At 64.8% G+C, this 23,609-nt stretch carries 28 protein-coding genes; 8 read left to right on the top strand and 20 right to left on the bottom strand.

Features of this window, described 5'->3' with window-relative positions:
- Positions 1 to 9: 9 nt before the first annotated feature.
- From DCO45_RS04435 to DCO45_RS04420, 4 genes are read left to right on the top strand one after another with little or no spacing between them, the layout of a single operon-like run.
- Positions 10 to 966 (top strand): fatty acid desaturase, encoded by a 957-nt coding sequence (locus DCO45_RS04435; RefSeq protein ID WP_243419242.1) that lies wholly within the window; start codon positions 10 to 12, stop codon positions 964 to 966.
- 6 nt (positions 967 to 972) lie between these two features.
- Positions 973 to 2,916 (top strand): StlD/DarB family beta-ketosynthase, encoded by a 1,944-nt coding sequence (locus DCO45_RS04430; protein ID WP_116924700.1) that lies wholly within the window; start codon positions 973 to 975, stop codon positions 2,914 to 2,916.
- Complete coding sequence (locus tag DCO45_RS04425; RefSeq protein ID WP_116924699.1) at positions 2,913 to 3,836, top strand: hypothetical protein; 924 nt, start codon at positions 2,913 to 2,915, stop codon at positions 3,834 to 3,836. The genes DCO45_RS04430 and DCO45_RS04425 overlap by 4 nt, the downstream gene beginning before the upstream one ends.
- 22 nt (positions 3,837 to 3,858) lie before the next feature.
- The gene (locus DCO45_RS04420) at positions 3,859 to 4,362 is read left to right on the top strand and encodes a gamma-glutamylcyclotransferase family protein (RefSeq protein WP_116924698.1); all 504 of its coding nucleotides are present in this window, start codon (positions 3,859 to 3,861) and stop codon (positions 4,360 to 4,362) included.
- Between the two features lie 18 nt (positions 4,363 to 4,380).
- Here the strand turns inward: DCO45_RS04420 and ureG are convergent, their stop codons facing one another.
- Genes ureG through DCO45_RS04380 form a run of 8 tightly spaced genes read right to left on the bottom strand, consistent with a single transcriptional unit; the run spans position 4,381 to position 9,801 of the window.
- Positions 4,381 to 5,040, bottom strand: a complete 660-nt coding sequence (gene ureG / locus DCO45_RS04415) for an urease accessory protein UreG (RefSeq protein ID WP_116924697.1) — start codon at positions 5,038 to 5,040, stop codon at positions 4,381 to 4,383.
- Positions 5,037 to 5,744: an urease accessory UreF family protein gene (locus DCO45_RS04410; RefSeq protein WP_116924696.1), complete on the bottom strand. Its 708-nt coding sequence runs from the start codon at positions 5,742 to 5,744 to the stop codon at positions 5,037 to 5,039. Before DCO45_RS04410 ends, ureG begins: the two co-directional genes overlap by 4 nt.
- Positions 5,741 to 6,280 carry an urease accessory protein UreE gene (ureE, locus tag DCO45_RS04405; RefSeq protein ID WP_243419241.1) on the bottom strand — a complete coding sequence of 180 codons (540 nt, stop codon included), beginning with the start codon at positions 6,278 to 6,280 and terminating at the stop codon, positions 5,741 to 5,743. The genes DCO45_RS04410 and ureE overlap by 4 nt, the downstream gene beginning before the upstream one ends.
- Entirely contained in the window at positions 6,277 to 6,759 is a 483-nt protein-coding gene (locus DCO45_RS04400) for a GNAT family N-acetyltransferase (protein ID WP_116924694.1), read from the bottom strand. The genes ureE and DCO45_RS04400 overlap by 4 nt, the downstream gene beginning before the upstream one ends.
- A 14-nt stretch (positions 6,760 to 6,773) precedes the next feature.
- Complete coding sequence (gene ureC, locus DCO45_RS04395) at positions 6,774 to 8,492, bottom strand: urease subunit alpha (protein WP_116924907.1); 1,719 nt, start codon at positions 8,490 to 8,492, stop codon at positions 6,774 to 6,776.
- A gap of 43 nt (positions 8,493 to 8,535) precedes the next feature.
- Entirely contained in the window at positions 8,536 to 8,844 is a 309-nt protein-coding gene (locus DCO45_RS04390) for an urease subunit beta (protein WP_116924693.1), read from the bottom strand.
- Between the two features lie 14 nt (positions 8,845 to 8,858).
- Entirely contained in the window at positions 8,859 to 9,467 is a 609-nt protein-coding gene (locus tag DCO45_RS04385; protein WP_116924692.1) for a HupE/UreJ family protein, read from the bottom strand.
- A gap of 31 nt (positions 9,468 to 9,498) precedes the next feature.
- Positions 9,499 to 9,801: an urease subunit gamma gene (locus DCO45_RS04380; RefSeq protein ID WP_116924691.1), complete on the bottom strand. Its 303-nt coding sequence runs from the start codon at positions 9,799 to 9,801 to the stop codon at positions 9,499 to 9,501.
- 264 nt (positions 9,802 to 10,065) lie between these two features.
- Between DCO45_RS04380 and DCO45_RS04375 the strand changes: the two genes are divergently transcribed.
- A complete protein-coding gene (locus DCO45_RS04375) occupies positions 10,066 to 10,896 on the top strand; it encodes an urease accessory protein UreD (RefSeq protein WP_116924690.1) in 831 nt (276 codons plus the stop codon).
- Positions 10,897 to 10,934: 38 nt separating this feature from the next.
- Here DCO45_RS04375 and DCO45_RS04370 read toward each other — a convergent pair whose 3' ends face one another.
- The 5 genes from DCO45_RS04370 to DCO45_RS04350 are packed head-to-tail and all read right to left on the bottom strand — an operon-like array spanning position 10,935 to position 15,124.
- Positions 10,935 to 11,543 carry an SCO family protein gene (locus DCO45_RS04370; protein WP_116924689.1) on the bottom strand — a complete coding sequence of 203 codons (609 nt, stop codon included), beginning with the start codon at positions 11,541 to 11,543 and terminating at the stop codon, positions 10,935 to 10,937.
- A gap of 7 nt (positions 11,544 to 11,550) precedes the next feature.
- On the bottom strand, positions 11,551 to 12,474 hold the full coding sequence (gene cyoE, locus DCO45_RS04365; RefSeq protein ID WP_182345095.1) for a heme o synthase: 924 nt from the start codon (positions 12,472 to 12,474) through the stop codon (positions 11,551 to 11,553).
- Between the two features lie 9 nt (positions 12,475 to 12,483).
- Positions 12,484 to 13,614 carry a COX15/CtaA family protein gene (locus DCO45_RS04360; protein ID WP_116924687.1) on the bottom strand — a complete coding sequence of 377 codons (1,131 nt, stop codon included), beginning with the start codon at positions 13,612 to 13,614 and terminating at the stop codon, positions 12,484 to 12,486.
- A gap of 12 nt (positions 13,615 to 13,626) precedes the next feature.
- Positions 13,627 to 14,367 carry a hypothetical protein gene (locus tag DCO45_RS04355; RefSeq protein WP_116924686.1) on the bottom strand — a complete coding sequence of 247 codons (741 nt, stop codon included), beginning with the start codon at positions 14,365 to 14,367 and terminating at the stop codon, positions 13,627 to 13,629.
- Positions 14,300 to 15,124: an SURF1 family protein gene (locus DCO45_RS04350; protein WP_243419240.1), complete on the bottom strand. Its 825-nt coding sequence runs from the start codon at positions 15,122 to 15,124 to the stop codon at positions 14,300 to 14,302. The genes DCO45_RS04355 and DCO45_RS04350 overlap by 68 nt, the downstream gene beginning before the upstream one ends.
- A gap of 203 nt (positions 15,125 to 15,327) precedes the next feature.
- Here DCO45_RS04350 and DCO45_RS04345 point away from each other — a divergent pair, with 203 nt between their 5' ends.
- Positions 15,328 to 15,546, top strand: a complete 219-nt coding sequence (locus DCO45_RS04345; RefSeq protein WP_116924685.1) for a DUF2909 domain-containing protein — start codon at positions 15,328 to 15,330, stop codon at positions 15,544 to 15,546.
- Between the two features lie 26 nt (positions 15,547 to 15,572).
- Here DCO45_RS04345 and DCO45_RS04340 read toward each other — a convergent pair whose 3' ends face one another.
- The 7 genes from DCO45_RS04340 to DCO45_RS04315 all read right to left on the bottom strand — a co-directional run bounded on the left by DCO45_RS04340 (position 15,573) and on the right by DCO45_RS04315 (position 21,996).
- Complete coding sequence (locus DCO45_RS04340) at positions 15,573 to 16,454, bottom strand: cytochrome c oxidase subunit 3 (RefSeq protein WP_027010763.1); 882 nt, start codon at positions 16,452 to 16,454, stop codon at positions 15,573 to 15,575.
- Positions 16,455 to 16,510: 56 nt separating this feature from the next.
- The gene (locus DCO45_RS04335; protein ID WP_116924684.1) at positions 16,511 to 16,723 is read right to left on the bottom strand and encodes a DUF2970 domain-containing protein; all 213 of its coding nucleotides are present in this window, start codon (positions 16,721 to 16,723) and stop codon (positions 16,511 to 16,513) included.
- Positions 16,723 to 17,349, bottom strand: a complete 627-nt coding sequence (locus tag DCO45_RS04330; protein WP_116924683.1) for a cytochrome c oxidase assembly protein — start codon at positions 17,347 to 17,349, stop codon at positions 16,723 to 16,725. Before DCO45_RS04330 ends, DCO45_RS04335 begins: the two co-directional genes overlap by 1 nt.
- A gap of 18 nt (positions 17,350 to 17,367) precedes the next feature.
- Entirely contained in the window at positions 17,368 to 17,475 is a 108-nt protein-coding gene (locus DCO45_RS23160) for a cytochrome oxidase small assembly protein (protein WP_021026279.1), read from the bottom strand.
- Positions 17,472 to 19,118: a cytochrome c oxidase subunit I gene (gene ctaD / locus DCO45_RS04325; RefSeq protein WP_116924682.1), complete on the bottom strand. Its 1,647-nt coding sequence runs from the start codon at positions 19,116 to 19,118 to the stop codon at positions 17,472 to 17,474. Before ctaD ends, DCO45_RS23160 begins: the two co-directional genes overlap by 4 nt.
- Before the next feature lie 39 nt (positions 19,119 to 19,157).
- The gene (coxB, locus tag DCO45_RS04320) at positions 19,158 to 20,777 is read right to left on the bottom strand and encodes a cytochrome c oxidase subunit II (RefSeq protein ID WP_116924681.1); all 1,620 of its coding nucleotides are present in this window, start codon (positions 20,775 to 20,777) and stop codon (positions 19,158 to 19,160) included.
- A 310-nt stretch (positions 20,778 to 21,087) separates the two neighbouring features.
- A complete protein-coding gene (locus DCO45_RS04315; protein WP_116924680.1) occupies positions 21,088 to 21,996 on the bottom strand; it encodes a biotin synthase in 909 nt (302 codons plus the stop codon).
- Between the two features lie 50 nt (positions 21,997 to 22,046).
- Between DCO45_RS04315 and DCO45_RS04310 the strand changes: the two genes are divergently transcribed.
- Positions 22,047 to 22,814, top strand: coding sequence for a ComF family protein (locus DCO45_RS04310; RefSeq protein WP_243419239.1), 768 nt, complete (start codon positions 22,047 to 22,049; stop codon positions 22,812 to 22,814).
- 64 nt (positions 22,815 to 22,878) lie between these two features.
- Positions 22,879 to 23,364, top strand: a complete 486-nt coding sequence (gene trmL, locus DCO45_RS04305; RefSeq protein ID WP_116924679.1) for a tRNA (uridine(34)/cytosine(34)/5-carboxymethylaminomethyluridine(34)-2'-O)-methyltransferase TrmL — start codon at positions 22,879 to 22,881, stop codon at positions 23,362 to 23,364.
- Positions 23,365 to 23,609 lie beyond the last annotated feature (245 nt).

Genomic DNA, 23,609 nt, shown 5'->3' with positions numbered 1-23,609 from the left:
CCGGTTGGCATGACCCGCGACGACAGCCCGCCCCTGCCCGTCACCGCCTCCCGCACACTGCCCCGGCTGCGCCACTGGCGTGACTGGCAATCGCTGCTCTACATGCTGGCCCTGCCGCTGATCGCCATCTGGCAGTGGCAGCATGGCCTGGTCTGGTGGCTCTATCTGGTCCAGTTATTTTTGACCTTGGGCATCGGCGTCATCCACCACAACCACACGCACCTGCGCATGTGGACGGGGCCGCACAGCCGCTGGGCCAACCGCGCCACCGACTATGCGCTGACGTTGCTGCAGGGCCACCCTACCTTTGTGTTCTGGCCCGCCCATGTGGCCAACCACCACCGCTACAAGCATGGCGAGCAGGACATCGCCCGCACCTACCGCTTTGGCGGTGACAGCAACCACCTATGGGGCTACCTGCTCCACCCGCTGCAGGCGGCCTGGGTGCTGTACCCGCTGTTCATCCGCTGGCTGGCGGGGCTGCGCCGGCGCCAGCCCGGCGCCTTTCGCTACTGCATGGGCCAGTACGCACTGTGGCTGGGCAGCTGGGCGGGGCTGCTGGCGCTGGATTGGAAAAAGGCGCTGGTCTTTGTCATCCTGCCCCAGCTCCATGGCCTGCACTGGCTGCTGGCCACCAACTACCTGCAGCATGCCCATGCCGATGGCCGCAAGCCCCCAAAGTTCAAAAACGATACCGACGGTGGCATGCTGAACTACGCGCGCAATTTTGAAGGCTGGGTCAACCCGCTGCTCTTTAATATTGGCCTGCACACCGCCCACCATGAATGCCCGCATGCCCACTGGTCCGCGTTGACCCGTTTGCATGCTGAAGAATACCGACACCGGGTCCACCCGGCGCTCAATGAGGCAGGCCTGTTGCCCTATATGGCACGGGTCTTTGTTGGAGGGATGGTTTGCCGATCGGCCCGCAGCCGGTCGCTGATGCCGCCTATGGAGAAAAAGTAGTCATCTATGCCAGTCGCTTATTCGCAGGTCTATATCGAATCCGCCGGTCACTTCATGCCCGGCGCCCCCATTGCCAACGACGGCATGGATGCCTATGTCGCACCACTCAACCGCCTGTCCGAACGCATCAAGCGCCGCATCCTGGCGGAAAACGGCATCCAGCAGCGCCACTACGCGATTGCGCCCGATGGCAGCACCCGCTACAGCAATGCGCAAATGGCCAAGGGCGCCATCGAAGCGGCCCTGGCGCAGGCCGCGCGGCCGCTGGCCGACATTGGCTTTCTGGCCAGCGGGTCCTCTGGCGGCGACGCGCTGATGCCCGGCTTTGCCAGCATGATCCAGGGCGAGATGGCCGCCCCGCCGATGGAGCTGCTCAGCGTGCAGGGCGTCTGCGCGGCCAGCGTGGGTGCGCTGCAAAGCGCGGCGCTGGCGGTGGAGCACGGCACGCATGCCCATGCGCTGGCGGTGGCCAGCGAGATGCCCTCGCGCCTTTTCAAGCGCTCGCGCTACGCGGGCCAGGACTACAACACCGATTTCGATGCGCACTTTTTGCGCTGGATGCTGAGCGATGGCGCCGGCGCCGTGCTGCTGGGCCAGGGCGCCGCGTTGCCCCAGCGCCCCGACCTGCGCCTCAAACTGCGCTGGACCCACCAGCGCAGCTTTGCCGGCGACTACCCGGTGTGCATGCAGCTGGGCCTCACGCATGACCGCCAGCGCAGCCACCTCGATTTCCCCTCCTGGGCCGAGGCCGAGGCCGCAGGCGCGCTGTCCCTGCGCCAGGACATCCGCCTGCTGCCCCACCTCTTCGATGTCTGCATCCACGAGTACGCCCGCATCGCCCACCAGGGCTGGCTGCCCGAGCGCGGCATTGACCATTTTCTGTGCCACTACTCGTCCGAGAAATTCATTCCCGTCGTCGATGAGCTGCTGAACAAGGCGCAGCTGTCGATCCCGCGGGAGCGCTGGTGGAGCAACCTGGCCTGGCGCGGCAATACCGGCGCGGCCTCGATTTTTGTGATGATCGCCGAATACCTGCAGACCCAGCATGAGCGCTTGAAACCCGGCGACACCATGCTGTGCTTTGTGCCCGAGTCCGGCCGCTTTACCGCTGGCTATATGCTGCTGGAGGTGGAGCGCAGCACGCCTGCTGGCACGTCTGCCACCAGCGCCAGCACCCCGGCCCAACGCGCGCCCCAGGCCGCAGCCGCTGCAGAAAGCGCGCTGATCGCCCCGCCCCATGATCCGGCCGCAGCCCCAGCGGGCCTGGCGCCCTTGCTGACCGAGCTGGCCAGCATCTGGCATGACTACCGCTCCCAGGTCTGGCGCACGCCGCTGGTGCACCGCATCCACAGCGGCCAGATCCAGCAGGCCGACTATGTGCGCTGGATGAGCCAATGGGTGCCGCAGGTGCGCGAAGGCAGCCTGTGGATGCGCGAAGGTGCCACCTCGCTCACAGGGGCCTATGCCGAGCTGGCTGCGCTGATGGGCGTGCATGCCAGCGAGGAGCAGAACGACTTCAAGATCCTGCACCAGGACTACTTGAATGCCGGGGGCACCGAAACCGACATCCAGCAGCTGCGCCGCAACCCCGGCGGCGAGGCGCTCAACAGCTACCTGCACAGCCTGGCAGCCACTCCCAACCCGATTGGCCTCCTGGGCGCCATCTACATCATTGAAGGTACGGGCCAGCGCATTGTCCCCAGCCTGCTGCCGCTGCTGCGCCAGCACCTGGCGCTGGGCCCAGAGTGCTTCCGCTTTCTGGAGTACCACGGCGCCAATGACGAAGACCACCTGGAGCGCTGGCTGCTGGCGGTGCAGATGGTGATGGCGCTGGACGAGACCGGCACCGCCGCAGCAGCGATTGCCGCGACTGCACGCCATACCGCCGCACTCTACCTGATGCAATTCCGGCACATTCTGGAAGCCACGGCCTCGGAGCGCGCACGATGACCGATTTTCGGGACATCCCCCACGACGAGCGCGACCCCAACCCCTGGCTGGCGCTCTATCTGGACGACAGCACGCCGCTGCCCGACCATGTCAAGGCCGCCTGGCTCAAGGATTCGAGCAGCCGCTCGCGCCAGTTTCTGCTGCCCTTTATCCGGCCGCTTGCGCGCTTGAGCATCATCCTGATCCAGATCCTCAAGGTGCTGCTGCCCAAGCGCTGGGCACACTCTAAACTGCTGCACCGCACCCTGGCCTTCAGCATGAACCGCTTTGTCTCGCCCGAGGCGAACTGGCTCATCATGCGCCACTTCCACCTGGGCTCGCAGATCCTGAGCTTTATCGGCGCCAATGCGCCCACCCCCGTGCCCACCAAGCCGCTGGCCCCGATGGAGATCGATGACATCAAGGACGAGCTGTTCCTGAAGCACGACCTGAACCTGTTCAACTTTGTCATCCGGCTCAACACCACGCTGCGCAGCCACGGCCAGCACATGGGCCCGGTGGCCGAGCCCGACTTTGGCATGCTCTGCGACCCACCGCTGCAGCTGGCCGCGATGCCCCATGGCCGGCTCAACATTCTCGATCTGCAAAGCGCCATCGAGATCTACACGCCGGTGTACCAGCTGCTGCTGACCGACAACGATTTCTGGCGCGCCAGCAATTCGCTGCAGCTCGATGAAACCGTTGCCATCTATGCGGCCAAGATCCTGTCCTCGCCCGAGCACCTGGTGATGCTCAACAACAAGCACCCGCTGGTGCCCCTGTCCACCTTGCGCGCTGGCCACCGCCTGGTGCTCCATGGCCTGTCCACCGAGATGCTGCACTGCCTGCTGATGCGCATGGCCACCGGCGAGACCCCGCTACCCAGCCGCGAAATTGCCAAGACCCGGCAAGCGGCGGGCCGGCCTGCGCAGGCCGGCTGATCAATCTCCACCACAGTATTCGATGCAGACTCCGCCCCCAGAACATCCCATCCGCAACCCGCCTTGGCACCCCTGCGGCGCGGGGCATGTCGCCGTCTATGGCACCTTGCGCGCCGGGGGCGTCAACGACATTGCCCGGCTGCAGCCTGGCATCGCCCTGCTGGGCCGCAGCTTGCTGACGGGAACGCTGTATGACCTGGGCTGGTACCCGGGCCTGCAATTGCAGGGCAGCAGCCTGGTGCTCGCCGAGGTCTACCCCTTGAACGATGCACTGGAGCAGGCCATGGACCGCATCGAAGGCATCTGGCCGCAGGATGTGGGTGAATACACCAAGCGCGTGCTGACGCTGGACGTCGCGCTGACCAGCGGCGGCCAACAGCCGCTGGAGGTGCTGGTCTACGAGGCCCTGCCCCCGGCCTTGCAAGGCCGCACGCAGATCACGGCGCAGGACTGGCTGGCCTGGATTACGCAGCAGGGCCGCGAGCACCCCGATACGGCTTTTAGCCTCAATACGCCCCAGCGCTGATGCCCTCGGTACGGCAACTCAGCCCAGCAGCAGGCCCTGCTTTTCGATAAAGGCCACCACCTCATCGAGGCCGTCCAGTGTCTTCAGGTTGGTCATCACAAAGGGCTTGGTGCCTTTGGGCGTGCTGCGCATGCGTTCGGTGTCGCTGCGCATCACCTCCAGGTTGGCACCGACATAGGGGGCCAGATCGGTCTTGTTGATCACAAACAGATCGCTCTTGGTGATGCCCGGGCCGCCCTTGCGCGGAATCTTTTCGCCGGCCGCCACATCGATCACATAGATGGTCAGGTCCGACAGCTCGGGGCTGAAGGTCGCAGCCAGGTTGTCGCCGCCCGATTCGATAAACACGATATCGGCATCGGGAAACTGGCCCAGCATGCGGTCGATGGCTTCGAGGTTGATGGAGGCATCTTCGCGGATCGCCGTGTGCGGGCAGCCGCCCGTCTCCACCCCCATGATGCGCTCGGCTGGCAGCGCGCCGCTGACGGTCAGCAGGCGCTGGTCTTCCTTGGTGTAGATGTCGTTGGTGATGGCGATCAGGTCCCATTTGTCGCGCATGGCCTTGCACAGCATCTCCAAGATGGTGGTCTTGCCCGAGCCCACGGGCCCGCCGATACCAACGCGCAGCGGAGGCAGCTTTTTGCTGCGGTGGGGGATGTGGTGCAGTGCAGTGCTCATGATCGAAAAAGCCGTGAGTATTGGTGTTCATGCCGGGCCGAAAGAATGGCCAGCATCGGGGAAAAAGCCTGGCGCTGGTCATCGCCCAGCACCAGCGCATGCTCGGCCGCCGCCGGTATCGCCTCTGCCAGCCGCGCCAGAATGCGCTGGCCGGCGCTCTGGCCCAGCGGCACGGATTTGATCGCTGCCTGCACCATGTTCTCGGCCCAGCCAAAGGCATAGGCGAGCAGCGCATCGCGCGCGCCTGCGCCTGCCAGGTGCGCGGCCAGCGCAAAGGCCAGCGGGTAGCTTGCATCCTGGGCAGCCAGCCAGGCCACCCGGGCCAGCGCCTCGCCATCATCGGCATAGCGGTTCTGCAACCAGGCCACCAGCGAGCGGCCCATCTGCTCGGTCTGCAGGCGCAGCTCGCTGCTCTCGCGCGTCTGCAGCACCCAGGCGTTGAGTGCCACCAGGCGCCCACGCTCATCGCTGTGCCAGGCCTGCATGGCCTGGGCCAGCACCGCCATATCGCCCCGGGCCTGGCTGAGCTGCAGCTGCTGGTCAATCCAGTCGGCCGCCTGCGCCTCGTTGCCCACCAGCGCGGCATTCACGCCCGCCTCCAGCCCCTCCGAATAGGAGAAGCCGCCGATCGGCAAAGCCGGCGAAGCCAGCCACATCAGCTGCAAAAAGCTGGCGGGTGAGAGGGTGAGGAGCGGCGTGCTCATCCGAGGTGGTGCGGATGCGGATGGGAATGGCCATGCCCATGGTGGCTGTGGCCATCGTTGGTGACATGCCCGCCATAGGCGCCGCCTTCCGGCTCAAAAGGCAGCTCCGCCTCGACCACGGTCATATGCATGCTGCGCAGCATGTCGGCCAGCACATGGTCGGGCTCGATCTTGAGGTGGTCGGGCTGCAGCTCGATGGGCACATGGCGGTTGCCCAGGTGGTAGGCGGCGCGCATCAGGTCAAAAGCCGAGCCATGCTGCGCGCAAGCGCTGATATGCAGCACGTTCTGCGGCGCGGCCACCACCTGGATCACCGAGCCGTCCTCGGCCACCAGCACATCGCCTCCGCGCACGGCCTGACCGCGTGGCAGAAAAATCGCCAGCGCACGGCCGCTGCTGTCGGTGGCCGAGAAGCGCGATTTCTGGCGCACATCCCAGTCCAGCTCGACAACAGTTGCGCGCTTGCGCAGGGCCGGTGCCAGGCCCTGGCCAGCGGGCAGGCATTTGGAGACTTGCAGCATCGCCCCGTCCGTCATGGCAGCTCCAGGCGCATAAAGCAGCTGTTCGGATCGGGCTGGTAGCTGCCAAACGGTGCGCAGTCCACAAAGCCATTGCGCGCGTAAAAACGGCGCGCCGGTGCAAAAAAGGCCTCGGTACCCGTCTCCAGGCTGATGCGCCTGGCCCCCATCGCGCGGGCCTGGGCCAGCACATGGTCTAGCACCTGCTGGGCGGCGCCTGAGCCGCGTTGCGCCGCCTCCACCCGCATCGATTTGAGCTCCAGGTGGCCGGCATCCAGGGTCTTGAGCGCGCAGGTGGCGACCAGGGTCTTGGGCTCCTGCGCAGCGGTCCAGCCGGTCCACAGCTGCAGCCCGGGCGCGCGCAGCTGCGCGGGGTCGAGCGCATGCACGCTGTCGGGCGGCGAGATGCGTCGCATATCGCTCAGGTGCGCTTCCAAAAAGGCCAGCACGCGCGCGTCGGTCACGGGGTCCAGCTTGAAAATCAATGGGCTTGCCATGGGTCCTTACCGGTTCAAAACAGAAAATAACGCTGGGCCATCGGCAGGCTGCTCGCTGGCTCGCAGGTCAGCAGCTGGCCATCGGCGCGCACCGCATAGGTCTGGGCATCGACCTCCATGTGCGGCGCCAGGTCGTTGTGCACCATGTGCTGCTTTTGCAAGCCGCGTATGCCTTTGACGGCCGACAAGCTCTTGGCCAGGCCAAAGCGCTGGCCAATGCCGGCAGCCAAGCCCGCTTGCGAGACAAAGGTCAGCGAGGTCCTGGCAATCGCCCCGCCAAAGGCGCCAAACATCGGGCGGTAGTGCACCGGCTGGGGTGTCGGGATCGAGGCATTGGGGTCACCCATGGCCGCCATCGCGATAAAGCCGCCCTTGAGAATGCAGCTGGGTTTGACGCCAAAGAAGGCCGGCTTCCAGATGACGATATCGGCCCACTTGCCCACTTCGAGGCTGCCCACCTCATGGCTGATGCCATGGGCAATGGCCGGGTTGATCGTGTACTTGGCGATATAGCGCTTGATGCGGAAGTTGTCATGCCGCTCGCTGTCGCCGGGCAAGGCGCCGCGCTGGAGCTTCATCTTGTGCGCCGTCTGCCAGGTGCGCAGGATCACCTCACCCACCCGGCCCATGGCCTGGCTGTCGGAGCTGAACATGCTGATGGCGCCAATGTCGTGCAGGATGTCCTCGGCCGCAATGGTTTCCTTGCGGATGCGGCTTTCGGCAAAGGCCAGGTCCTCGGCAATGCCGGCATCGAGGTGGTGGCAGACCATCAGCATGTCCACATGCTCATCGAGCGTGTTGATCGTGTAGGGCCGCGTCGGGTTGGTCGAGCTGGGCAGCACATTGGCCTCGCCCACCACTTTCAGGATATCGGGCGCATGGCCGCCGCCCGCCCCTTCGGTGTGGAAGGTGTGGATGGTGCGGCCCTTGAACGCGGCCACCGTGTCTTCGACAAAGCCGCTTTCGTTGAGCGTATCGGTATGGATCGCCACCTGGGTGTCGGTGAGCTCGGCCACATCCAGGCAGTTGTCGATGGCCGCCGGCGTGCTGCCCCAGTCCTCGTGCAGCTTGAGGCCAATCGCGCCGGCATCGATCTGCTCATGCAGGGCCAGCGGCAGGCTGGCATTGCCCTTGCCCAGAAAGCCCAGGTTCATCGGGAAGGCATCGGCCGCCTGCAGCATGCGCTCCATGTTCCAGGCGCCGGGCGTGCAGGTGGTCGCAAAGGTGCCGGTGGCCGGGCCGGTGCCGCCACCAATCATCGTCGTCACGCCGCTGGTCAGCGCCTCTTCGATCTGCTGGGGCGCGATGAAGTGGATGTGCGTGTCGATGCCGCCGGCAGTAACGATCATGCCTTCGCAGCTGATGATCTCGGTGCCCGGGCCAATGATGATGTCCACACCCGGCTGCGTGTCCAGGTTGCCGGCCTTGCCAATCGCGGCAATGCGGCCGGCCTTCAGGCCAATGTCTGCCTTGACGATGCCCCAGTGGTCGATGATCAGCGCATTGGTCAGCACCGTGTCCATCGCGCCCTGCGCACTGCTGCGCTGGCTTTGCGCCATGCCATCACGGATGGTCTTGCCACCGCCAAACTTCACCTCTTCGCCGTAGCCGCCCGCGCGCAGGGTGAAGTCCTGCTCCACCTGCACGACCAGTTCGGTATCGGCCAGGCGCAGGCGGTCACCCACCGTGGGCCCATAGGTCTCTGCGTATGCGCGTCTGTCCATTGTTGCCATCAGAACCATCCTGTCTTAGAACGCTGGCACAGCATGCCGGGCCTCATTCCAGCGCCCCTTGCACCAGGCCGCGAAAACCGTAGATCTGCCGCTCGCCGCCAACATCCACCAGCTCCACCGTGCGCTGCTGGCCGGGCTCAAAGCGCACCGCCATGCCGCTGGCAATATGCAGTCGCATGCCGTGCGCCGCCTGGCGGTCGAAGCTCAGGCCGGCATTGGTCTCGGCAAAGTGGTAGTGCGACCCTACCTGGATGGGCCGGTCGCTCGCGTTGTGTACCACCAGCGTGGTGGTGCGGCGCCCCGGGTTCAGCGTGTGTTCGCCCTCGTCCAGCAGCAGTTCACCTGGGATCATGGTGCCGCTCCTCGTCAGGCCAGGCGCGTCAGCATGGCCGCGCCCAAGACCGCGGTGGCCCCGCCCGCCAGCTTGGCCAGCCAGCGGTGGCGCTGCATGAGGGCCTTGCCCAGCACCATGCCGCCCACATGCAACAAGGCCGAACCCAGCGCCATGCCCGCCAGCGCGCCCGCCGATGCCAGCGCAGAATCGGCCGCCAGCTCAAAGCCGTGGGCCGCGCCATGGAAAAACGCAAACACCCCGGCCAGCGCAGCGGCCAGCACCCAGGGCATTTGCTTTTGCACCGCCACCAGCAGGCCCAACACCAGCACCGATGCGGCAATCATCGGCTCCACGCCGGGCACCCACAGACCGGCAAAACCTGCCAGCGCCCCCGCCACCAGCAGGGCCACAAAGGCGGCCGGTGCGCGCCAGGCGGGCGTCACCGTCAGCGCACTCCAGGCGCCCACGGCCAACATCGCGGCCATATGGTCGGCGCCAGTAAACGGATGGGCAAAGGCATGGCCAAAGCTGCTCAAAAAGCCATGGTGGCCGCCACCATCGGCGCCCACATGGGCCATGGCTGACAGCGGCAAAGCCGCAGCGGCGGTGGCCAGCGCGGCAGAGAATTTCTTGAAGTTCATAGTGGTCGAGTGCGCGAGAAAAATGGGAGGTTCAGACAATGGGCTCATGCACGGTGACGAGCTTGGTGCCATCGGGAAAGGTCGCCTCGATCTGGATATCGGCAATCATCTCGGGAATGCCCTCCATCACGTCGGCGCGCGTGAGCACCGTGCGGCCGGCGCTCATCAGTTGGGCAACGGTCTTGCCATCGCGCGCGCCCTCCATCACAAAGGCGCTGATCAGCGCCACCGCCTCGGGGTAGTTCAGCTTGAGCCCCCGGGCCAGGCGCCGCTCGGCCAGCAAGGCGGCGGTAAAGATCAGCAGCTTGTCTTTTTCGCGAGGTGTCAGTTCCATACCTAGTGCAAAGCAAGGCACATGCCAAGGGGCTACAACGGCTGGGCATGCACGCTTTCCGTGCCGCCACCCGCCCGCCTTGCACCACATGCATGCACAGCAGCCGCGCATGCACCAATTCGGCACAGACCACACCCCAGAGCAGTGCAGTTCCTGGCACGTGGCTTGCAAAAGCCCACGCATGTCTTTCGTCCCCCTGCTCCCGCTCCCGATCCCGGCCCTTGCGCCCTGCTGCCCGCCAGGCACCCAGCGCCCGCCGCAGCCATGAGCTGGCATGCCCAACTAGACCTGCGCTACGGCCAGCAAGCCGGCAAGACGTCGGTGCAGTTCAGCCACGATGGCCCGCTGCGCATTCTCAAAAGCCTCTACCCCGAAGGCCCGGGCATTTGCCACAACGTGCTGGTGCACCCGCCCGGCGGCCTGGTGGGTGGCGATATGCTGGATATCTCGGTCGAGGTGGCGGCAGGCGCCCATGCGCTCGTCACCACGCCGGGCGCAACGCGCTTTTACAAGAGCAATGGCCAGCCGGCCTTGCAGCGCACCCGCCTCAAACTGCAGGCCGGCGCCCGGCTGGAATGGTTGCCGCTGGAAGCCATTGCCTACAACGCCTGCGATGCGGCCAATGAGCTGCAGATGGAACTGGCACCGGATGCAGAGCTGCTGACCTGGGACATCACCGCGCTGGGCCTGCCGCTGGCGGGTCAGCCCTTTACCCAGGGCGTGTTTTCGCAGCACATCGCATGGCCGGGGCATTTTCTGGAACGCGGCCGTATCCGGGCCGATGATGGGCTGCTGCTCAACGCACAGCTGGGCCTGGCGGGCCAGCGCTGCCTGGGGAGTTTGATCTACGCCAGCGGCTCGCCCATCAACCGCGCGCAACGCGAAGCGCTGCTGGAGAGCACCCAGCAGCTGCTGGACGCAGGCCCAGCGGGGTTGATGGCCGGGGTGACCGCGCCGAACGAGCATATGCTGGTGCTGCGTGGCCTGGCGCCCGTGGTGGAGCCGGCGATGCAGCTGTGGAAGACGGTCTGGGGCCACTGGCGCAGCAGCCTCTGGGGCCTGCCGGCGCAGCGGCCGCGTATCTGGTCGATGTGAGTGCAGCGCTTGCCCAGCGCTGTTAAGCGTGTAAGCGCTTAAGCGCCGTCGATCAGCTGCTCGATATCTTTGGCCAGCGTTTCAACGGGGGTGCCATAGCGGCTGTACAAGCGCAGACGCCCTTGCGGGTCAAAGATATAGTCGCCAGCGGTATGGTCCATCGTGTAGCTGCCCGGGGTCTGGCCCTCGACCCGCTTGTAGTAGACCTTGAAGTCCTTGGCCATCTTGGCCGTTTCCTCGTCGCTGCCGCGCAGCGCCAGAAAGCTGGGGTCAAAGTTGGCGAGGTAGGCCTGCAAGATTTCGGGTGTGTCGCGCGATGGATCGACCGAGGCGAAGATCACCTGCAGCTTGTCGCCCTTGGCGCCGAGCTTTTGCTTGACGGCGGCCAGGTCGCCCAAAGTGGTCGGGCAGACATCGGGGCACTGGGTAAAGCCAAAGAACACCAGCACGACCTTGCCCTTGAAGTCGGCCATGCTGCGGCGCTGGCCATGCTGGTCGGGCATGGAGAAATCCTGTCCATACTCCTTGCTGCCCGTCAGGTCGATGGCGTTGAAATCGGCCTTGGATTTGCAGGCGGTGAGGACACCGGCGGCCGAGGCCAGCATGGCCGAGCCCGCCAGCCAGCGAAGGGCATTGCGCTTGTTCATTGCAGATTTACCAGCTCACATAGTGGTCCACCAGCAGCGCCACAAACAGCAGGCTGAGGTAGACCAGCGAAAAACGGAAAGTCTTGCGCGCCAGCGCGTCGGAGTAATTGCGCCACAGCGCAAAGGCATAGCCAAAGAACCCGGCACCCAGCACGACTGCGGCCACCAGGTAGATCCAGGAGCTCATCTGGATGATGAAGGGCAGCAGGCCGGCGGCAAACAAGACCACGGTGTAGAGCAAGACCTGCACGCGGGTGTAATAGTTCCCATGCGTGACCGGCAGCATCGGCAGGCCGGACTTGCGGTAGTCCTCGACCCGGTACAGCGCCAGTGCCCAGAAGTGCGGCGGCGTCCACAGGAAGATGATCAAAAACAGCAGCAGCGCCTGGGGCGAGACATCGCCGGTCATCGCGGCCCAGCCCAGCACGGGGGGCATCGCGCCCGATGCGCCACCGATCACGATGTTCTGCGGTGTCAGCGGCTTGAGGATCACCGTGTAGATGACGGCATAACCGACAAAGGTCGCAAAGGTCAGCCACATCGTGATGGCGTTGATCCAGACGATCAGAATGGCCGAGCCGGCGATGCACAGCCCGGCAGAAAACATCAGGGTCTGCAGGTTGGACAGCTCACCGCGCGCTGTGGGGCGCCAGGCGGTGCGCTTCATGCGCGCATCGATGCTCTGCTCGACCAGGCAATTGAAGGCGGCAGCGGCCCCCGCCACCAGCCAGATGCCCACACACGCAACGGCCATGCGCAGCAGCTCGGCGCCGGTGGGCACACCGGGCACGGCCAGCACCATGCCGATCAGTGCGCAAAACACAATCAGCTGCACCACCTTGGGTTTGGTCAATGCATAGAACTGCGCAAAGCGGTTCGGCATTGGCGTTGCGGCAAGTTCGGTCATCGGGGCACTCAGTCTTTGTTCCATACAGCGTCATCAACTCGCAGCACTGCGGGCAGGTTCAGGGCCCGCAGTACACCAGATCCAGGTCAGCACCACCATGATGGCGGCAGCGCCCCCGGTGTGCAAAACGGCCGCCAGCATCGGCCAGTCCAGCACCACATTCGACAGTCCCGTGGCAAATTGCAGCAGCGTCAGGCCCACCAGCCAGCGGCGCTGCTGCCGTAGCAGCGGCACCGTGCGCAGGGCCCAGCCCAGCCACAGCAAGGCGGCAATCACCAGGTAGGCAAACAGCCGGTGCATGTAGTGGATGGCCACCAGCGCTTCATAGCTGATATGCGCACCGTCGGCCAGAAAGCCCAGCGGGCGCCAGATCTGGAACCCGTCAAAGTTCATCGCCGGCCACCAGGCGCCATTGCACATGGGAAAGCTGGTGCAGGCCAGCACCGCATAGTTGGTACTGACCCAGCCACCCAGGGTCACCTGCGCAAACACCAGCAGCGCCGTGACCGCCACCAGGCCGCGCAACAGGCGCGGCACTGGGACTAACCCTAGATTATCGGCAAATTGCGTGTGGCGCGTTGCCTGCACGGTTAATAGCATCAAGAGCACGGTGCCGCCCAGCAGGTGCAAGGTGACAATCGCCGGGAACAGCTTCATCGTCACCGTGAGCGCGCCAAAGGCCCCCTGGATCAGCACCCAGACCAGGGTGACCGTCGGCCACCAGGGGCTGATCGGCTGCGGCCCGCCGCGTTTGCGCTGCAGCCAGGCACTGGCCGTCAGCACAATGATGAGGCCGCCCACCGCAGTGGCCAGGTAGCGGTGGATCATCTCCACCCAGGCCTTGCCATGGGTCACCGGGCCGGTCGGCATCGCCGCCTGCGCGGCAGAGATCTCGGCATGCGCGCCAATCGGGCTGGCATTGCCGTAGCAGCCCGGCCAGTCCGGGCAGCCCAGGCCCGAATCGGTCAGGCGCGTGAACGCGCCAAACATCACCAGGTCAAAGGACAGGAACAGGGTCAGCACCGCGAGCACCTGCAGGCGCTTGAGCGGCGTGGCACCGCGGTGGCGCCACCAAATCCAGACGATGGGGCCCAGCGCAATGATGGCCCCGGTCAGCAACACACGCGCCAGCGGCGCGAAATCATATAAATCCTGCGATGTCATGCTAGCTATCCACTACCGCCCTTCCTTGTCCCAACTCGACGACGCACGCAGCAGCCGCTCCAGATCCTTGCGCGCCTTGGCCGCATCGGAGCGGCTGAGCTGGGCGGGAAAACGCATCATCCAGTGGCCCAGCGGGTCCACCACGTACAAATGTTCGCCCAACTGCTGGCCGGCCGCCGGCTGCAGCCACTGGGCCACCAGCGCCTGGGGCACCCGCAGCACGGTGGCCTGGTCCAGTGCCGTGCGCAAGGCTGGCGGCGGCTCGCCGTCATCGGTCACCAGCCAGACCCAGTCCAGCCGGTCCTTCTCACGGCCCAGGCTCTCGCGCAGCTGGCGCTGCAGGTAGAGGTTGTTCTGGCAGACCTCGTCGCAGGCCGCGCCCGAGGCACTCAGCAGCAACCACTGGCCCTTGAGGCTTTGCAGCTCAAAGGGCTGGCCGTCCAGGGTCTTGACCTGCGCGGCCGGAATCGTCGGCTGCTGGCCCACCAGCTCGCCAAAATTGCGCCGCCCTTCGGGACGGATCACGTAGTAGGTGAAGTAGGACGCGATCACCGGCGCCGCACAGACCAGCAGCACCAGCAGCATCTTGAGGCGGCCACTGCGCGAGCGCTCGGCCTCCTCCAGTGCGGCTTCCGCCTGCTCGGCAGGCGGCAGGCCATGCACGGTCAGGCCCAGCAGCGCCTCGTCAGCGGGCGGCGGCGCCTGGGTGGCTGCGGCGTCGAAGGACACGTCGGACAATTTGGAACCAGACATAGAGGATCGCAATCAGGCTACACAGACCAAACCATTGAAATGCATAACCATAATGCTTTTCCACGCCGCTGCCTACTACGGGCCAGTCGCGCAGCAGGCCCTCACTGGCCGGCCCGGTCTGCACCACGGTCAGTGCTGCCAAGGGCAGTCCGGTCGCCTGCGCGTAAGCATCAGTGTCGAGATTCTGCCGGATTCGGGAAACCCCTGGGCGCGCGGCGGACGTCTGCAGCTCCAAAAGGCGCGCCGGCTGGCCCGCCACCCGGCCCTGCAATTGCACGGTACCGCCAGGCGTTTGCACCTGCGGCAGCGCCAGGCGGTCTTCAAAATTGCGGGGCGCCCAGCCCCGCTGCACCAGCACGGTCTGCGGCTGGCCTGGCGCTACCGAGCCGGCCAGGCGCAGCGGTGTCAGCACATAAAAACCGGGGCGCGCCTGCATCTGGCGGTTGTCCAGGTAGACCGAGTACTGTGGCAGCCATTCGCCCCGCAGCACCACCTGGCGGTGCTGCAGGCTGGAACGCTCGGCCTCATTCATGGGTTGCAACAGGCTGGCCCCGTCCAGCGCCGGCAGGGCTGCACGCGCATCGAGCTGGGCCTGGTAGGCCAGCTTCTCATCGGCGCGGCGCAGCTGCCAGAACCCCAGCGAGGCGGTCAGCAGCATCGAGGCTGCTGCCGCAACGGTGATCAGCACAAAACGCAGCTGGGCGCGGCGCTCCGTAGGGGTCTTGGGGATGGAGGAGGAAGCAGAAGGCGCGGGCATACGCTGCTTATACCCGGTGCAGAGCGCGGCAGCCAGCAGCACGCTGGCCACAATGCTGCGAGGAGAGGCTATTGGGGTGCAGGCCGATAGCGCCCCGTCTGGCGCTGCCGCACAATGGGTTTGTTGCGCCGGGCGCCAGAGAGCCGTTCGAAGCGACTCGCAGCGCACTCCAAGAACACCGAGACCACCCTGAGGACAGCACCATGCATCTGCTCATCGCACTCGCCTTTGTCGTGATACTGGCCTGCCTGGCAGCGGCCGGGATTTTCATGCTGCGCGGCAACCAGTCCGGCGCCGGCAGCAAGCGCATGGCCTGGGCGCTGACCTTGCGCATTGCGCTGTCGGTGCTGGTGTTTGCCGGCATCTTGCTGGCCTGGAAGCTGGGCTACCTGCAGCCCCATGGCATACCGCTGGGGGCTTGAGGCCCTCGGCAGCACCCCCACCCCAACTACATCCAGTACACGAGGATATAGAGGCCCAGCCAGACCACATCGACAAAGTGCCAGTACCAGGCAGCACCCTCAAAGCCAAAGTGCTTCTTGGCGGTGAAATGGCCTTTTTGCAGCCGCAAGGTGATGACCAGCAGCATCAGCATGCCGATGAACACATGCAAGCCGTGGAAGCCCGTCAGCATGTAGAAGGTGGAGCCGTAGGTGCCGGAGTTGAGCTTGAGGTTGAGCTCGGTGTAGAGGTGGAAGTACTCATAGCCCTGCACACAGAGGAAGACGATGCCCAGCACCACGGTCATCCACATGAAGCGGATGCATTTGCTGCGCTGGTCGGCCTGCAAGGCATGGTGGGCAATGGTCAAGGTAACGCCCGAGGTCAGCAGCAGCGCGGTATTGATGGTGGGAAGCCAGAAGGGCCCCACGGTCTGGAACGGCTCGACGATGCCCGCTGGCGAGGCGGTCGCGCCCATTTCCACGCTGGGCCACACGGCCTTGAAGTCGGGCCAGAGAATGGCATTGTCCAGGCTGCCCAGCGCCGGCAGCGAATGGGCACGCGCCCACCACAGCGCGGTGAAGAAGGCGCCAAAGAACATCACCTCCGAGAAGATGAACCAGCTCATGCTCCAGCGGTAGGACAGGTCGATGCGGTGGCTGTAGAGGCCCTGCTCGCTTTCACGGATCGCATCACCAAACCACTGGTACAGCACAAACAGCCACCAGGCAATGCCGACAAAGAGCAGGTACATGCCCCAGGTGTGGCCATTGACCCAGTTGCCGGCGCCGGCAATGACAAAGCCCAGCCCAATGGCCGCCATCACCGGGTGGCGGGACTCGGCCGGAACATAGTAGTACGGTGTGGTGCCATGGGAAGTCGCACTCATCGCTGCTCCTGGTATTTCGTTTATTAATTCATTCTTCCGCTATGCCAATACTGGCATCAAACCAACCATTGCACCAGGGCCATCAACCCCAGCACAAACAGGAAGATCGCCACCAAACCCACGGCGATCACCTGCAGTGGCGTGATATGCACGCCATCCTCTTGCCATTCCGAACCCTTGCGCACGCCCAAAAACGACCAGGCCACGGCTTTGACCGTGCGCCAGAGATTGCCCTTGCGCGGCGGTTGCGGGCCGGGCGCGCTGGCCATCAGGATGCCCCTGCCGGTGCGCCAGCACCCTGCACCGCAGGCGCCAGCACCGCCGTCGATGCAGGTGCCGCCGGGATGCGGCCACCGACCTCAAAGAAGGTGTAGGACAAGGTGATCGTCGTCACATCCTTGGACAGCTTGGGGTCGATCACAAAGGCCACCGGCCATTCCTTGCGCTCGCCCGGCTCCAAGGTGTACTGGTTGAAGCAGAAGCATTCGAGCTTGTTGAAATACGGTGCGGCCTGCTTGGGCGCATAGCTGGGAATTGCCTGGGCCGACATGCGGTGGTCCTGCTCGTTGCGGAACTCGTACATCACCGTGCTCAGCGCGCCGGGGTGCACCTGCATCGAGCGCACCGCCGGCTTGAAGCTCCAGGGCCCGCGCGCATTCGCGTCGAACTCGACGGTGATGGTGCGGCTCTCGTCGACCTGGCTGTTGAGCTTGACGTTCTTGCCGGCCGTGCCGTTGCCCGGCACATCGCGCTCAGTCAGCGCCAGGATGTTGATGCCGGTGACCTCGCAGATGCGCTTGTACAGCGGGATCAGCGCGTAGCCGAAGGCAAACATGCCAAAGGCGACCACGGCCAGCTTGCCCACCATCTTCGCGTTGTCTGCGTGTCTGCTCACCTGCTGCTCCCTGTGCTGCTAGAGCACCGTCATTTTTACGAGAAATCCGATGAAGAACGCCAGCGCGATCGACGCCAGAATCCATGCCAGTCGCCGGTTGGCCTTGCGCTGCGCCGGCGTGATCATCCAATCACCTTGGTCGCAGTCGCATCCAGCTTGGGCGGGGTCTCAAAGGTGTGGAATGGCGCGGGCGATGGCACCTCCCACTCCAGGCCTTCGGCACCTTCCCAGGGCTTTTGGGGAGCCTTCTCGCCGCGGTGGCGCATGCCGGGCCAGACCACAAAGGCGAAGAAATACACCTGCATCAGACCAAAGCCGAAGGCGCCGATCGAGGCGATCATGTTGAAGTCGGCAAACTGCATCGGGTAGTCGGCATAGCGGCGTGGCATGCCGGCCAGACCCAGAAAGTGCATCGGGAAGAAGGTGATGTTGAAGAAGATCAGCGAGCCCCAGAAGTGGATGCGGCCGCGCGACTCCGAATACATCACGCCTGTCCACTTGGGTGCCCAGTAGTAGTAGCCAGCGAACATCGAGAACAGCGAACCGGCCACCAGCACATAGTGGAAGTGCGCCACCACGTAGTAGGTATCCTGCAGCTGGATATCGATGGGCGCCATCGACAGGATCAGGCCGGTGAAGCCCCCCATCGTGAACACAAAGATAAAGCCCACCGAGAACAGCATCGGCGTCTCGAAGGTCATCGAGCCGCGCCACATCGTCGCCACCCAGTTGAAGATCTTCACCGCTGTGGGCACCGAGATCAGCATGGTCGCATACATGAAGAACAGCTGGCCGGTCACCGGCATGCCGGTGGTGAACATATGGTGCGCCCAGACGATAAAGGACAGGATCGCAATCGCTGCCACCGCATAGACCATCGAGGCATAGCCAAACAGCTTCTTGCGGCTGAAGGCCGGCACGATCTGGCTGATGATGCCAAAGGCCGGCAAGATCATGATGTAGACCTCGGGGTGGCCGAAGAACCAGAAGATATGCTGGTACATCACTGGATCACCACCGCCAGCGGGATTGAAGAAGCTGGTGCCGAAGTGGCGGTCGGTCAGGGTCATCGTGATTGCGCCAGCGAGCACCGGCATCACGGCAATCAGCAAGTAGGCGGTGATCAGCCAGGTCCAGGCGAACATCGGCATCTTCATCAAGGTCATGCCTGGCGCGCGCATGTTCAAAATAGTGACGATGATGTTGATCGAGCCCATGATGGACGAGGCGCCCATGATATGCATCGCAAATATGCTGGTGTCCATCGACGGACCCATTTGCAGGGTCAATGGCGCGTACAAGGTCCAGCCGGCAGCGGGCGCGCCGCCGGGCATGAAGAACGAGCCCACCAGCATCAGGCCGGCCGGGATCATCAGCCAGAAGCTGAAGTTGTTCATGCGCGCAAAGGCCATGTCGCTCGCGCCAATCTGCAGCGGCAGCATCCAGTTCGCAAAGCCGACAAAGGCCGGCATGATCGCGCCAAACACCATGATCAGCCCGTGCATCGTCGTCAGCTGGTTGAACAGCTCGGGGTTGACCAGCTGCAGCCCAGGCTGGAACAGCTCGGCACGGATCAGCAGCGCCAGCACGCCACCCACCATCAGCATGGTGAACGAGAACAGCAGGTAGAGCGTACCGATGTCCTTGTGGTTGGTGGCAAACACCCAGCGCCGCCAGCCCGTGGGCGCACCATGGTGGTGGTCGTCGTGGGCATGGTCGGCGTGGCCGTGGTCGCTATGGCTGGGGTCTGTGGGGAGAACAGCGCTCATAAATCTTGACTCCGATGGCTCTTCTAGGGCTTGCACGCCTTAGGGTGCAGCAACAATATCGACACGGCGCGCCTGGCTGTCAGCGCCCTCACCTGCGGTTATGGTCTGCGGCTTGCGCATCTCGATACGCGCCTCTGCCACGCCTTGGGCCACCAGCAGCTCGGCCACGGCCTGCGCGCGCTTCTTGGCCAGCTCGGCATTCTGGTCGGCATTGCCGGTGCCATCGACAAAACCGGACAACGCCACCTTGCCGCTTTGGCCGGCCAGCGTGGTGGCGGCTTTCTTCACGGCCTCCTGGGCCTGGCTGTCGAGCTCACTCTTGCCACTGGCAAACAGCACCTGGGAGATCGGCTCCTCTGCGGTGGCCGATGCCGATGCCGCAGCAGGCGCAGCAGGCGCAGCGGTTGCAGCAGCGCCGGCATCAGACGCCGCAGGGGCCGCGGCGGGGGCTGCAGCCGGCGCAGCACCTGCTAAGCCTCCGCCTTCCGGGAATTTTCCGGTACGTGCCGCGACAAACTGGGCTGGCTGCACCATGGTGCCGGTCTTGTTGCTCCAGTGGTTCTTGGTAAAGGTGACGACCGCTGCCAGGTCGGTATCGCTCAGCTGTTTCCAGGACGGCATGGCGCCATTGGCGCGGCCTTCGAGCACCGTGTGCATCATGTCGGCCGTGGGGCCCAGCACCACCGGGCTGCCATCCAAGGCCTTGATGGGGCCGGCCCCCTTGCCATTGGCCTGGTGGCAGGCGGCGCAGTTGGCGGCATAGACCTTCTCGCCCCGGGCCACCAGTGCGGCCAGCTCCCAGACCTTGTTGGGGTCATCGGCCTGCGCGGCCAGCAGTTTCTTTTGCTCGGCGACCCATGCGGAGTAATCGCTGGCCGACAGCACCTTCACATGGATGGGCATGTAGGCATGCTCCTTGCCGCACAGCTCGGCGCACTGGCCATAGTAGTCGCCGGTTTTCTCGGCGCGGAACCAGGTGTCGCGCACAAAGCCGGGGATCGCATCCTGCTTGATGCCAAAGGCCGGCACCATGAAGGAGTGGATCACATCGGCAGCGGTGGTGATGATGCGCACCTTCTTGTCAACGGGCACGACCAAAGGTTTGTCGACGCGCAGCAGGTAGTCATTGGGCGCCTTGGAGACATCGCCGCTGTTGGACATCGCGCGCTGGCCGCTGTCCAGCGTAGAGATAAAGCTCAGGCCCTCGCCTTCGCCGGTCAGGTAGTCGTAGCCCCATTTCCACTGGTAGCCAGTCACCTTCACCGTCAGGTCGGCATTGGTGGTGTCCTTTTGTGCGACCAGCACCTTGGTCGCCGGCAAGGCCATCAGGATCACTATGATGAAGGGCAGCACCGTCCAGGTGACCTCGACCGTGACCGATTCATGGAAGGTGGCGGGCACCGCCCCCTTGGATTTGCGGTGCTTCCAGATGGAATAGAACATCACCGCGAACACACCGACAAAGATGATGGTGCAGATCCAGAGCATCATCCAGTGCAGCGTGTGCTGCTCCTGGGCAATTCGGGTGACGGGGGGCGCCAGGTTCATCTGCCCAACGGCCGGGCCGCCGGGAAGACTTTGCACCGCATGTGCTGCCGAGGTGAGGCCAGATGCCACCAGCAGCAGCCAAGAAGCCAGCTTATGAGAATCACTTTTCATAGTTGTCACTTACTTCTCATCTTCTCATCGTTATGTAGGGCAGGCTGGGGTGTCCTGTGGGGGGAAGACATCCAGCCGCGTGGTGCAGACACCGCCGGGTGCATCTCCGCTTGCACCCATGCCACTTGGTCATTACAGCGAGCATGGCCGCAACCGCGCAAGATTGCAACCCATGCAATCCCGGGATCATAGGAGATTGACAACAGCAGCTGTCCACCACTGGACAGCGCGCCCATATGTTAGGTGGTTTGCTGAATCACCCAATCGCCTGCGCACAACACATCAGCAGAGCCGGCAGCGGCCACAGCCATCAGGCGCCACCTGGGCGCCCCTGGCGCAGCATCTGCTGCATGTCCTGTACGCTGATGCTGCTTTCGCCCTGCACTTTCATGCGTGGCGTGGGCTTGAAGGCATGGCCGTAGATGATCTCGAACGAGACCACCAGGCGCCCCTGCTCCTGGGCATCGGCCAGCTTGGCCGTCAGCAGGGCATCGAGCTCGTTGCGCCACTGGCGGCCACGCAGGCCGCCAAAGCGGGCCGGGTGCAGGTTGCGGCCCAGCTCGCGCAGCTCGGCGCGCAACTGGGCGGCGCCTGAGTACGACAGGGTGATGCGCTCCATGTCCATCACCGGCTCGGCAAAGCCGGCCTGCACCAGCATATCGCCCCAGTCGTGCATATCGGTAAACTCATGGCTGGCAGCGGGCCAGCCCTGGCTGGCATAGGCCGCACGCAGCTCCTTGAGCGTATCGGGCCCGAAGCAGGAAAACATCACAAAACCGTTGACCGCCAGGCTCTGGTGCCAGGTCTGCAGCAGCTGCTGGGGGTTGGGATGCTGGTGCAGCGCCATATTGGCCCAGAGCATCTGCACACTTCCGGGCGCCGGCAGGCCCCAGTGCAGCTTGGCCTGACGCCAGCGGCTCAGCGCCCACCAGGGCTTGTCCAGCTGGCTGCGCAGCAGCGCGGCATGGGCCGGGCGGCTTTCCACGATATGGATATCGGCCGCCGGGTAGCGCTCTGCCACCTGCTGGTGCGCCTCCAGCCCGCCGTATACGGGCTCCCAGCTGCACCAGGCCTCGGGCTTTTGCACGATCCACTGCAGCCGGTCCTGCATGCGACGGCCCACCTCTTCGTGCAGCCAGGGGCTGTGCGCAGGCGCGCGCCGCTGCCAGGCATGGGCGGCGTTGGGGTCGATCGACGGAGGTGCGGTAAATTCAGCCATGGGGGAACACCTGCGCTTTGGCGCGCAGATTATTGATTGGTATTAAAGCGATGACAGCAGCCACACCCGAGAAACACCGGCCCAGCCTGTGGCAGCGTGCGGCCCAGGTGCTGGGCCACTGGCCCAGCCAGTGCCTAGTCTGCCGCAGCTGGCCCAGTGACTGGATCTGCACGGCCTGCGCCAGCGTCTGCTGGCAGCCGGGTCTGCGCCGCTGCAGCCGCTGCGCACTGCCGCTGCCGGCCAGCACCGAGGTCTGCGCCGGCTGCCTGCGCGATGCGCCGCTGTTGCAGCGCTGCCATGCCGCCGTGGACTATAGCCCGCCTTGGGATGCCCTGGTGCTGCGGCTCAAATTTCACCAGCAGCTGGCATGGGCAAACCGCATGGCGCAGTTGCTGCTGCACACGCCGGGGGTGCTGGCCAGTCTGCAGCACGCCAGCGTCATCCTGCCCGTGCCGCTGTCTGCTGCCCGCATGCGCGAGCGCGGCTACAACCAGGCACTGCTGCTGGCCAAGGCACTGCGCCGCCAGGCCCCTGTCTCGCTGCGACTGGCAACCGTGCAGCCGCGCTACCTGCAGCGGCTGGTGGACACGCCCGCCCAGGCCGGCCTGGGGCGCGCTGCCCGGCTGCGCAACCTGCGCCATGCCTTTGCGCTGCGCCCGGGCCTGCAAGCGCAGGATCTGGGTGCGTGCCCATTGCTGATCGATGATGTGATGACCACCGGCGCCACCTTGGGCGCGGTGGCGCAGCTGCTGCAGGCGCAAGGCGCGCCAGCGGTGCAGGCGCTGGTGTTTGCCAGAACGCCGGCGCCCGGCCAATAGCGCAGCGGTCCACCCTTGTTTGGCGGGGCCGCTACACTGGCGCCCTTGTTTTTGCGCATTTGCCATGTTCAACGTCGTCCTGGTCGAACCCGAAATCCCTCCCAACACCGGTAATGTGATCCGCCTGTGTGCCAATACCGGCAGCCGCTTGCACCTGATCGAGCCGCTGGGCTTTTCGATGGAAGACCGCTTGATGCGCCGCGCCGGCCTGGACTACCACGAGTACGCCGCCACCCAGCGCCATGCCCATTGGGACGCCTTTATCGAGCGCATGCAGCCTGCCGCCGACCGCATGTTTGCGATGACCACCCATGGCAGCAGCCCGGCGTTTGATGTGCGCTTTCAGCCCGGCGACTGGCTGGTGTTTGGCTGTGAAACCCGGGGCTTGCCGGTGGCGCTGCGCGAGGGTTTTCCCACCAGCCAGCGCGTGCGCCTGCCGATGGTGGCGGGCCAGCGCAGCCTGAACTTGTCCAATGCGGTGGCGGTGACGGTGTTCGAGGCCTGGCGCCAGAATGGCTTTGCGATGCCGGACGGCACGCCAGCGCACTAACTACCCACCTGCCCCACAACCTCAGCGGGGCATGTCTGAGAACCTGTTCAAAGTCTCTACGCAGCCGCGTTGGAGTGCAATCGGGATGAGTTCGAAGGGATGGAACGCAGCTTGCACCGGGGTGCAAGCAAGGGCCAGCGCGCAGAAATCGCCCGATTTCACTCCAACCCGTAGGGACAGTGGCTTTGCGAGCGGTCTGCTTCGTTGCAGCGCTTGCCAATAGCTGGCTATTGGCTGCGCGCTGT

The organism is Comamonas sp. JNW (assembly GCF_003105075.1).
Lineage (GTDB): Bacteria > Pseudomonadota > Gammaproteobacteria > Burkholderiales > Burkholderiaceae_C > Comamonas > Comamonas squillarum.
Note: the sequence above shows the minus strand (reverse complement) of the source record. Positions and strands in the feature narration are given on the sequence as shown.

Bases quoted from the DNA above. Each gene is read 5' to 3' on its own strand.
- DCO45_RS04345 (WP_116924685.1), top strand. From the start codon at position 15,328: ATGCATCTGCTCATCGCACTCGCCTTTGTCGTGATACTGGCCTGCCTG.
- DCO45_RS23160 (WP_021026279.1), bottom strand. From the start codon at position 17,475: ATGATCACGCCGGCGCAGCGCAAGGCCAACCGGCGACTGGCATGGATT.
- DCO45_RS04335 (WP_116924684.1), bottom strand. From the start codon at position 16,723: ATGGCCAGCGCGCCCGGCCCGCAACCGCCGCGCAAGGGCAATCTCTGG.
- trmL (WP_116924679.1), top strand. From the start codon at position 22,879: ATGTTCAACGTCGTCCTGGTCGAACCCGAAATCCCTCCCAACACCGGT.
- coxB (WP_116924681.1), bottom strand. From the start codon at position 20,777: ATGAAAAGTGATTCTCATAAGCTGGCTTCTTGGCTGCTGCTGGTGGCA.
- ureG (WP_116924697.1), bottom strand. From the start codon at position 5,040: ATGAGCACTGCACTGCACCACATCCCCCACCGCAGCAAAAAGCTGCCT.
- DCO45_RS04310 (WP_243419239.1), top strand. From the start codon at position 22,047: ATGACAGCAGCCACACCCGAGAAACACCGGCCCAGCCTGTGGCAGCGT.
- DCO45_RS04435 (WP_243419242.1), top strand. From the start codon at position 10: ATGACCCGCGACGACAGCCCGCCCCTGCCCGTCACCGCCTCCCGCACA.
- DCO45_RS04375 (WP_116924690.1), top strand. From the start codon at position 10,066: ATGAGCTGGCATGCCCAACTAGACCTGCGCTACGGCCAGCAAGCCGGC.
- DCO45_RS04385 (WP_116924692.1), bottom strand. From the start codon at position 9,467: ATGAACTTCAAGAAATTCTCTGCCGCGCTGGCCACCGCCGCTGCGGCT.
- DCO45_RS04350 (WP_243419240.1), bottom strand. From the start codon at position 15,124: ATGCCCGCGCCTTCTGCTTCCTCCTCCATCCCCAAGACCCCTACGGAG.
- cyoE (WP_182345095.1), bottom strand. From the start codon at position 12,474: ATGGAACAAAGACTGAGTGCCCCGATGACCGAACTTGCCGCAACGCCA.
- DCO45_RS04380 (WP_116924691.1), bottom strand. From the start codon at position 9,801: ATGGAACTGACACCTCGCGAAAAAGACAAGCTGCTGATCTTTACCGCC.
- DCO45_RS04420 (WP_116924698.1), top strand. From the start codon at position 3,859: ATGCAGACTCCGCCCCCAGAACATCCCATCCGCAACCCGCCTTGGCAC.
- DCO45_RS04430 (WP_116924700.1), top strand. From the start codon at position 973: ATGCCAGTCGCTTATTCGCAGGTCTATATCGAATCCGCCGGTCACTTC.
- DCO45_RS04390 (WP_116924693.1), bottom strand. From the start codon at position 8,844: ATGATCCCAGGTGAACTGCTGCTGGACGAGGGCGAACACACGCTGAAC.
- DCO45_RS04355 (WP_116924686.1), bottom strand. From the start codon at position 14,367: ATGTCTGGTTCCAAATTGTCCGACGTGTCCTTCGACGCCGCAGCCACC.
- DCO45_RS04410 (WP_116924696.1), bottom strand. From the start codon at position 5,744: ATGAGCACGCCGCTCCTCACCCTCTCACCCGCCAGCTTTTTGCAGCTG.
- DCO45_RS04340 (WP_027010763.1), bottom strand. From the start codon at position 16,454: ATGAGTGCGACTTCCCATGGCACCACACCGTACTACTATGTTCCGGCC.
- ureE (WP_243419241.1), bottom strand. From the start codon at position 6,280: ATGACGGACGGGGCGATGCTGCAAGTCTCCAAATGCCTGCCCGCTGGC.
- ctaD (WP_116924682.1), bottom strand. From the start codon at position 19,118: ATGAGCGCTGTTCTCCCCACAGACCCCAGCCATAGCGACCACGGCCAC.
- DCO45_RS04400 (WP_116924694.1), bottom strand. From the start codon at position 6,759: ATGGCAAGCCCATTGATTTTCAAGCTGGACCCCGTGACCGACGCGCGC.
- DCO45_RS04370 (WP_116924689.1), bottom strand. From the start codon at position 11,543: ATGAACAAGCGCAATGCCCTTCGCTGGCTGGCGGGCTCGGCCATGCTG.
- DCO45_RS04315 (WP_116924680.1), bottom strand. From the start codon at position 21,996: ATGGCTGAATTTACCGCACCTCCGTCGATCGACCCCAACGCCGCCCAT.
- DCO45_RS04360 (WP_116924687.1), bottom strand. From the start codon at position 13,614: ATGACATCGCAGGATTTATATGATTTCGCGCCGCTGGCGCGTGTGTTG.
- ureC (WP_116924907.1), bottom strand. From the start codon at position 8,492: ATGGCAACAATGGACAGACGCGCATACGCAGAGACCTATGGGCCCACG.
- DCO45_RS04425 (WP_116924699.1), top strand. From the start codon at position 2,913: ATGACCGATTTTCGGGACATCCCCCACGACGAGCGCGACCCCAACCCC.